Raw genomic sequence first — 7,900 nt, forward strand, 5'->3', positions numbered from 1 at the left:
GCGACGCTCTGCACGCCCGCGCGCGGCACGACGGGCGCCGCGCGGGTCACGCCGCTCCGCCCCTGGTGGTGAGGCGGCGGACGACCAGCGGCACATCGGAGGGACGCGGAACGAGCGTACGCGCCGGCGGCCGGATCGCGAGCAGCATGACCACGAGCGCCATCAGGATCCCGCTCGCGTTGGCGATGGCGGCGGCGATCGCCCCGTTCGCCGGGCCGAAACCAAACAGCAGCGCGAGGCAGGTGATCAGGCCCGCGCCCTGCGCGAGGGTCAGGCGGAGGCCCTTGTTGCGCGCCGAGAGCACCTCGCCGGCGCTGACGGTGACGACCACGAAGATCGAGCCGATGATCGCGACGATCACCGCGGGCAGCGCCTCCGCGAACTCGGAGCCGAAGAGGAACGGCACACCCCAGGGCGAGACCGCCGCGAGGAACAGCGCCGAGGCGACCCCCACGGCGAACGCCGAGCGCAGCGCATCCCCGGTCACCGTGACGCGGGCGACGCCCGCGGTGCGGGTGATGTCCGAGAACACCGGAGCCGCGATCGCGTGCGCGAGGAACACCGGCAGGGTGCCGATGGTCACGGCGACCGAGTAGAGCCCCGCCTGGTGCGAGCCGATCAGCGGCAGCATGATCACCTGGTCGAGGCGCTGGTACGCCGCGTCCGAGGCCTGGGCGCCGTAGAACGTGACGCTGCCGCGCAGGACCGGGCGCCAGGGAGCGGGCGCGGCGCCCCGGGTGCGGTTGAGCAGCGAGCCGATCAGGGCCGTCATGACCGAGCCGGCGAAGTTCGACCAGAGCACCCCCGAGACCGTGATCGCGTCGAGGAGGAACAGCAGCACGATCCCGCCGACGTACACCAGCGGCTGGGTGGCCTGGAGCAGGGCGACCGCCCCGAAGCGCCGCTGCGCGCCGACCACGCCGATGTCGATCATCCAGCAGACCATCAGCGGCGTGCCGGTGATCGCGACGACGACCGCGATCGTGGCCGCCTCGTCCAGCGCCGAGAGCAGGGTGGAGGCGAGCAGCCAGGCGACGAGCGCCGCGGGGATCGCCGTGAGCAGCGCGAGCCGGCGGGCGGTGCGCACCGCCCCGAGGTCGCCGGCGGCCAGCACACGCCGCCGGATCTCGAGCGGCATGCCGAGTGCGAGGACGATCGGGACGAGGTACATCGACGCGAGGGCCGCGGCCGTCTCCCCGCGGCCGCTCGGGCCGAGGGACTGCGCGATGATCGGAGCGCTGACCAGGCCGAGAGCAGCGACCGAGAGCCGGCTCGCCAGCATGGTGATCGGGGAGTCGAGCAGGCGCAGCAGGCGGCTCACGAGGCGTCCACGGAGCGGGCGCCGACCGCGGCGAGCAGCCGCTCCTCGAATCCGTCAAGAGCGAAGGTGCCGGTCTCGTCGTGGATCGTCACGTGCATGCTCTCGCGCATCGGCGCCACCTCGACCCAGACGCCCAGGGGGAAGCGGAGGTGCCCGGGCACACCGCCGACCATGGTGTCCGGCTCGATCCGGGGCAGCAGCTCCTCGGGAACCGGCACCTCGGTCGCGGGCAGCGAGACGTGGATCTCGAAGGGCACGCGCGGAGTGCCGACGGGCGGCCGCCACCGGGAGATCGGGAGCCGCACGGCGTCCTTCACGGCGTTCTTCACGCCCAGAAGCGCGCCGGCCAGCAGCCACGTCACGGGGAGGCCCGACTTGGTCGCCGCTGAGAGCCGGTCGAGCAGCGAGGTCGCCGACCAGTCGTCGGCGCGCAGACGGCCCATCGGCAGCGAGGGCGAGAAGTTGCCGCTGACCTCGGTGCCCTTGGCGATCCAGCGCCGACCGTCGACCGGCACGACGACGCGGAAGTCGAGTCCCTCCGCGGCGCAATCCCGGAGGCAGCGCAGGACGAGGCTCGCGGCCTTCAGGGACACCGGGGGCCGGGCCGGGCGGCGCCCGTCGCGGGCCTGCTCAGGAGTCGCGGCGACGGCGCGGAGGGTCTCGGGAGTCAGCACGAGGGTGACCAGCCGCGCGCGGCGCTCCGATTCTTCCTTCTCGAGGGTCTGCTCAAGCTGGTAGCCCGTCTCGGTCTCGGCGATCAGCGAGCGGAACGTATCGCGAGCGGTCCGGGCGGCGGCGAGGCCCGAGAGCTCGAAACGCGCCATCGCCTCCCGGAGCGGAGCCTCCGCGAGCGGCTTGGGCTCGACCGCATCGACACCTGGAGCCCCCAGCTTCTCGATCACCAGCGCCACGACCGCCGTCGCCCCCGTGCCATCGAACAGCGTGTGCGGGAGGGTGAAGCCGAGCGACGCGCCGTCGAAGACGATCCGGAGGGGCAGCTCGCCCGCGGTGAAACGCGACGAGAGGAGGCGGCGCGCCAGCACCTCGCGCTCCAGCCGCTCGTCGAGGATCCGCACCGCGCGCCCGGCCGCGTCGAGCGCGGCGGCGGCGTCGATCCTCCGCCACCGGCCCGAGCGCGACCGACGCCGCAGCAGCGGAGCGCCGCGCGGTGAGAGCAGCAGATCACGCAGGGCGGTCCGCACGCGCTCCGGAGTCACCCCCGTCAGCGGACCGACGTAGTAGCTGATGAGGAGGTCGTCGTAGCCGAAATCGCGCGGGGCGGTCACGCCCGGCTCCTGCCCGCTCCCGCGGTGCTCCGAGCGGCGATGACGCTGAGGAGCGAGCGCTCGTAGCCCGCGTTGACCTCGGCCCACGAGTAGGAGTGCAGGGCCCGCTCATGACCGCGGTACGAGAGCCGCTCTTGCTCGATCGGGTCGTTCAGCACGCGGAGCATCCCCTCGGCGATCGCGTCGGGAGTCGGCGCGACGAAGCGCCCCGCGTCGCGGAGCACCTCCCGGTTGAAGACCGTGTCGCGGGCGACGACCGGCGAGCCGCAGGCCATGGCCTGCACGAGCGCCGGGTTGGTGCCTCCGACGCTGTGTCCGTGGAAGTAGGCGCCCGCGTGCTGCCAGAGCGAGTGCAGCCGGGTGTCGTCGCTCACGTGGCCGAACCAGTGCACCCGCGGGTTCTGCGCGGCGAGCGCGCTGACGGCCTGGTCGATCGGGCCACCGTAGCCGGAGGAGCCGACGATCACGACGTCCCGCGTGCGGGCGATGCGGGAGGCGGCCTCCACGAACTCGGGCACCGTGTTCTCGGGGACGAAGCGGGCGACGATCAGGCGTAGCCGCGGTGGGTCAACCCCGGCTCCACCGGGTGATCGGGAGGCACGTCACCGCCGTAGGGGATGACATCGCCCTCGCGGCCGAACTCGGACCTCCAGCGCGCCTCGATCGCGGCCGCGTCGTAGACCAGGCGGTCGCCGTAGCGGGCGGTCCAGACCGCCCCCTGATGGAAGACGAACTTGGCGAACCGGCCCCACTTGGCGCGATCCCATTCGATGCCGTCGACGTTGACGACCGTGGGGATGCCGCGCTTCTTGAGGATCGGCAGCCAGAACCCGTTGGCGCAGTTGAGGACCAGGGCGACGTCGGGCTTGTGCGCGGCGGCGTCGAGCGCGGCGGTCAGGCCGTACGAGAGGGTGCTCAGCGACTTGCTCTCGACGCCCCGGGTCTGGCGGGTGCGGACCCGCGCGTCCCGGTCCGGGTCGTCGAGCGACGTTGTGCCCGGACGCCCGTAGACGGTGACATCCCAGCCCTGCTGTGCCAGGAAAGGCGCAAGACGTCGGACCGCTGTCTCGAATCCCCCGTAATAGCTGGGATAGCCGCGCGTGCCGATAATGACGACGGACCTGCCCATGTCCCGTTTCTCCCCCTGTTGTGCGGACACCCGTCGAGAAGGCGTTCTCCCGGTGATCTGCGACATCGCCCTACCGCTCGATGCGACAGTGCACGGCATTCGATCCGGAGGAATAACCCCTCCCCCGAAGGCGGGCATCGGCGCTCATACTAACCACTCTCAGGGGGCCGTCCGCCACCGCTGCAGCGACAGGGTCGCTACTCCGACCAGGAAGAAGATCGAGAGGATGAGGAGGGTCATGCTCGCCACGATCCGGGAGCCTCCGGAGAGTTCGGGATCGAGGAACTCGTACACATACCGCGACGTCAGTGCGCCGCGTACGAAGGTGTACGCGAACCAGACGACGGGGAACACCATCACCAGCCAGACCAGTCGCAGATCGACTGGTCCCGCGCCAGGAATCACCATCAGCTCGACCAGCGCGAGCGCCGGGACGAGCACGTGCAGCACGACCGTGCTCGCGTTCATCTGTGCCGGATCGCCGAGCACCGTGGGGCCGTAGATCACCAGGAACAGGCCCGACATGCTCACCAGGGTCGCGGCGTTGAGGGTGCGCAGCACCGTGATCCGGGACGGTTCTGTGCGCCCCGCGCGTGCGCGCCTCCGCCCGCCAGATCGCGCCGAGCGCCATGCGCTGCGGCCCGCGATCGTGAACGCGACGACCGAGAGGATGTTGGTGAGCGCCGTGACCGAACTCAGGAAGTCGGTCGCCGCGTCCCAGCCCACCTGCACCTGCGCGACGACGACCGCATTGAGCACGACGACCGCGCCGAGAGCGGCGACCGCCCAGCGGACGAGTGCGATGCGGCGTCGGGTTCTCATAGGACCTCTCCTCAGTGCGGCGGCCTGCTCCAGAGCCGGAGTCGTCAGTGCTCGCGGGCGTTCGCTACAGTCGGAACATCCATCAGAGAACCCATTCCGAGACAGGGGTCGAATGCCCGGTAAAGGTCCGCACCGAGGATCCCTTCGGATCCTGCTCGATGGTAATTGGTGGATCCGCGGACCGATCTCGAATCGCGACGTCATGCGCGAGATCGTCTTCTCCTGGGCGCGTTCCTTTCCCGAGGATTCGCTTGTCGTCGCCGTGCCCTCCTCGGCCGTGGAGACAGCGCGGAGCGAACTCGGACACCGTGCTCGCGTCGTCGCGACCCGGCTGCGCCCGCAGGGGGTGAGCGCCGTTCTCGAGCTCGCACTGCTCGCGCTGCGGCTGCGGCCCGACATCACGCTCGCCCACAACTTCACGCCCCTCCTCGGCCGTTCGGCCGTGTTCGTGCAGGATTTCCTGTTCCTCACGAATCCCGAGTGGTTCACCCGCACCGAGCGCGCCTACTTCTCGCTCATGCCGCTCAGCATCCGGCGGGCCGACCTCGTCATCGCCAGCAGTGCGGCGGAGTCGCGCCGCATCGTCCGCACGTCGGCCGCCCGCTCCGCCGTGCCCGTCGGCCTCGGGCTGAGCCGCGCCTTCGCGAGCGCCGAGCCCGTCGCGCCCGCCGGCGTCGACGGACTCGACGGCTTCCTGCTCGCGGTGGGGCGGCTGAACGCCCGCAAGAACCTCGCGACCGCGATCGAGGCGGCCCTCGCCTCCGGGGTGCTCTCCCCCGCCTTTCCGCTGCTCGTCGTCGGCGAGGCCTCCGGGGTGCGGACGGAGTTCCTGCCTGCGGTCCGCGCGGCGCTCGACGACGGCTCGGTGCGACTCCTCGGCCGGATCGAGGTGGAGGAGCTGCGCTGGCTCTACGAGAACGCCGCGCTGTTCCTGTTCCTCACCCTCGACGAGGGCTTCGGCCTGCCGACACTCGAGGCCCTCGCCTGCGGAACGCCGACGCTGGCTAGCGACATTCCGGTGTTCCGCGAGATCCTCGGCGAGCACGCGCACCTCGTCGATCCGCGCGACGGGGAGGCGATCGCCGCGACGATCCGCGAGCTCGTCGCGCATCCGCGGCCCGCCCTCGACCCGGCTCCGGTGCTCGAGCACTACAGCTGGGACGCGGTCGTGCAGCGCCTGCGCACGGCGATGCTGGAGGTGCTGCCGTGAGCGGCGCCCTGGCCGTGTCGATCGTGATCGTCACCTACAACAGCGTGGGCGTGATCCGCTCCTGCCTCGACGCGCTGGATGGCCGCGACGAGAGCATCGAGATCGTGGTGGTCGACAACCTCTCGCGCGATGAGACGGTCGCTGTGCTGCGCGCCGAGTACCCGGCCGTGCAGGTGGTCGAGAACACCGAGAACGCCGGCTTCTCGCGGGCCGTCAACCTCGGGGCCGCGCACGCCTCCGGCCGCCACCTGCTGCTCCTGAACCCGGATGCGCAGATCTCGGCCGCCGTCGTCGCCTCCCTCGCGTCGCTCCTCGATGCCGACCCGACCATCGGCGCCGTCTCGCCCCTGCTCGAGAACGAGGGGGAGGACGTGGTGATCGTCGCCGCGGGCCACGCGCCGACGATCCCGCGGATGCTGCTGCACCAGACGGGACTCTCGCGCCTGGGCCGCCGCTTCGCGGCGTTCGAGGGCCACTACCTCTTCGCCGCGGACCTGCACGGCGAGCCGCGCGATGTGGACTGGGTGAGCGGCGGCTGCCTGATGGTCCCGCTCGCCCTCTGGCGCCGGATCGGCGGGCTCACCGACCGCTGGTTCATGTACGCCGAGGACGTCGAGATCTGCCTGCGCCTGCGCGCCGAGGGCCTGCGTGTGGTCCTCGACCCGCGGCTGCACGCGCTGCACGCGATGGGCGGCTCCTCGAGCGACGTCGACGGCCGCGTCAGCACCGCCTGGATCGTGAACCTCTTCGACCTCTACGGCTGGCGGATGGCGCGCTCGGACCTCCAGCAGCGGCTGTGGCGCGCCGTCGTGCTCGCCGGGATGGCCTCGCGGAGGCTGGTCTACCACCTCTCGTCGCTCCGCCCGACGCGCGCGGAGGCGTCCGCGCAGCAGGTGCACCGCTACCGCATCTACGCCCGCGCCCTGCGATCGGCCCCCCTCACCCGAGACCGCGAGCCGCTGCGCCGCTGACGCCGATCGAGTCGCCTCACTCCTCGAGGCGGCGCACCACCCGCGCGGGCGAGCCCACCGCGATCGCGTTCGCGGGCACGTCCCGGGTGACGACGGAACCGGCGCCGATGACGGCGTTGTCTCCGATGACGACTCCCGGGAGGATCGTGACGTTCGCGCCGAGCCAGACGGAGCGGCCGAGGACGACCGGCGAGGGGAGGAGGTCGGCGCGGCGGGCCGGCGCGAGGCCGTGCTGGAGTGTCGCGATGACGGTGTTGTGGCCGAGGAGGCAGTCGTCGCCGATGGTGATCCCGCCCTGGTCCTGGAACCGACAGCCGGAGTTGATGAAGACGCGCTTGCCCAGCGTGATGTTCCTGCCGAAGTCCGCGGTGAAGGGCGGGAAGAGCGTCACACTCTCGTCGACGGGCCTGCCCGTGAGCCGGACGAGGAGCGCGCGGACCTCCGCGGGTTCGCGGTAGCCGCCGTTCAGCTCGCCCGCGATGCGGAGCGCCTCCTGGCTGGTGGCGTGCATGACGGCGTGCAGCGGCGAGCCGCCCGTGACGGTGGTGCCGGCGTCGAGCGCGGCGAGGAGCTCGGCGAGCGACGCCTCCTGGTACGGGTCTGCGGACGCGACGCTCACTCGAGGGCTCCCGCGCGGACGTCGCTGCCGCTTGTCCAGTTGCCGAGGAGCTGGAGGCGCTCCGCGGAGGGCGTCCCGCTCTCGGCCGTGTAGACGAGCAGACGCAGGCCGTCCTCGGCGGTGACCGCCAGTTCCTCGTAGACCAGGGCCAGATCGCCGACGACGGGATGGTGGAAGCGCTTCGTGCCGCCGCCGTGCGTGCGGACGTCGTGCGCCGACCACAACCGTGCGAACGTCTCGCTCCTGGTCGTGAGTTCGCCCACCAGGTCCTGGAGTGCCCGGTCATGAGGGTCGCGGGCCGCCTCGACGCGCATGATCCCGACGCACATGTGCGCGAAGAGATCCCAGTCGGGGTAGAAGTCGCGGGCGGCCGGATCCAGGAACTGGAACCGCGCGAGGTTGGGCGTTCCGCCTCCCGCACCGATGACGGGCGAGTAGAACGCGGCCCCGAGAGCGTTGGTCGCGACCAGGTTCTGCCGCCGGTCGCGCACGAACGCGGGGCCGCCGGTGATGGCGTCGAGCGTGCGCTGCAGTCCGGCGCG

The 7,900-nt window shown here is 71.8% G+C and carries 9 protein-coding genes; 2 read left to right on the forward strand and 7 right to left on the reverse strand.

Annotated features, from left to right (window positions below):
- Nucleotides 1-46 precede the first annotated feature (46 nt).
- The 5 genes from ACH61_RS12815 to ACH61_RS17505 all read right to left on the reverse strand — a co-directional run bounded on the left by ACH61_RS12815 (nt 47) and on the right by ACH61_RS17505 (nt 4,558).
- Complete coding sequence (locus tag ACH61_RS12815) at nt 47-1,321, reverse strand: lipopolysaccharide biosynthesis protein (RefSeq protein ID WP_068212612.1); 1,275 nt, start codon at nt 1,319-1,321, stop codon at nt 47-49.
- Nucleotides 1,318-2,607: a hypothetical protein gene (locus ACH61_RS12820; protein ID WP_068212614.1), complete on the reverse strand. Its 1,290-nt coding sequence runs from the start codon at nt 2,605-2,607 to the stop codon at nt 1,318-1,320. The genes ACH61_RS12815 and ACH61_RS12820 overlap by 4 nt, the downstream gene beginning before the upstream one ends.
- Nucleotides 2,604-3,125 carry a glycosyltransferase gene (locus tag ACH61_RS18520; protein ID WP_236713683.1) on the reverse strand — a complete coding sequence of 174 codons (522 nt, stop codon included), beginning with the start codon at nt 3,123-3,125 and terminating at the stop codon, nt 2,604-2,606. Before ACH61_RS18520 ends, ACH61_RS12820 begins: the two co-directional genes overlap by 4 nt.
- A 29-nt stretch (nt 3,126-3,154) precedes the next feature.
- Nucleotides 3,155-3,736, reverse strand: coding sequence for a glycosyltransferase (locus ACH61_RS18525; protein WP_236713684.1), 582 nt, complete (start codon nt 3,734-3,736; stop codon nt 3,155-3,157).
- 159 nt (nt 3,737-3,895) lie between these two features.
- A complete protein-coding gene (locus tag ACH61_RS17505; RefSeq protein WP_068212617.1) occupies nt 3,896-4,558 on the reverse strand; it encodes a Pr6Pr family membrane protein in 663 nt (220 codons plus the stop codon).
- Between the two features lie 202 nt (nt 4,559-4,760).
- Between ACH61_RS17505 and ACH61_RS12835 the strand changes: the two genes are divergently transcribed.
- Both ACH61_RS12835 and ACH61_RS12840 read left to right on the forward strand, forming a co-directional pair.
- The gene (locus tag ACH61_RS12835) at nt 4,761-5,768 is read left to right on the forward strand and encodes a glycosyltransferase family 4 protein (RefSeq protein WP_082845254.1); all 1,008 of its coding nucleotides are present in this window, start codon (nt 4,761-4,763) and stop codon (nt 5,766-5,768) included.
- Complete coding sequence (locus ACH61_RS12840) at nt 5,765-6,739, forward strand: glycosyltransferase family 2 protein (RefSeq protein ID WP_068212623.1); 975 nt, start codon at nt 5,765-5,767, stop codon at nt 6,737-6,739. The genes ACH61_RS12835 and ACH61_RS12840 overlap by 4 nt, the downstream gene beginning before the upstream one ends.
- 16 nt (nt 6,740-6,755) lie before the next feature.
- Here the strand turns inward: ACH61_RS12840 and ACH61_RS12845 are convergent, their stop codons facing one another.
- Together ACH61_RS12845 and ACH61_RS12850 are read right to left on the reverse strand one after the other, a co-directional pair.
- Nucleotides 6,756-7,358, reverse strand: coding sequence for a DapH/DapD/GlmU-related protein (locus ACH61_RS12845; RefSeq protein WP_068212626.1), 603 nt, complete (start codon nt 7,356-7,358; stop codon nt 6,756-6,758).
- On the reverse strand, nt 7,355-7,900 hold a 546-nt coding region (locus ACH61_RS12850), incomplete at its 5' end, for an MmyB family transcriptional regulator (protein WP_068212628.1). The genes ACH61_RS12845 and ACH61_RS12850, both read right to left, overlap by 4 nt.

Origin of the sequence: Rathayibacter tanaceti (assembly GCF_001634385.1) — a bacterium.
GTDB lineage: Bacteria > Actinomycetota > Actinomycetes > Actinomycetales > Microbacteriaceae > Rathayibacter > Rathayibacter tanaceti.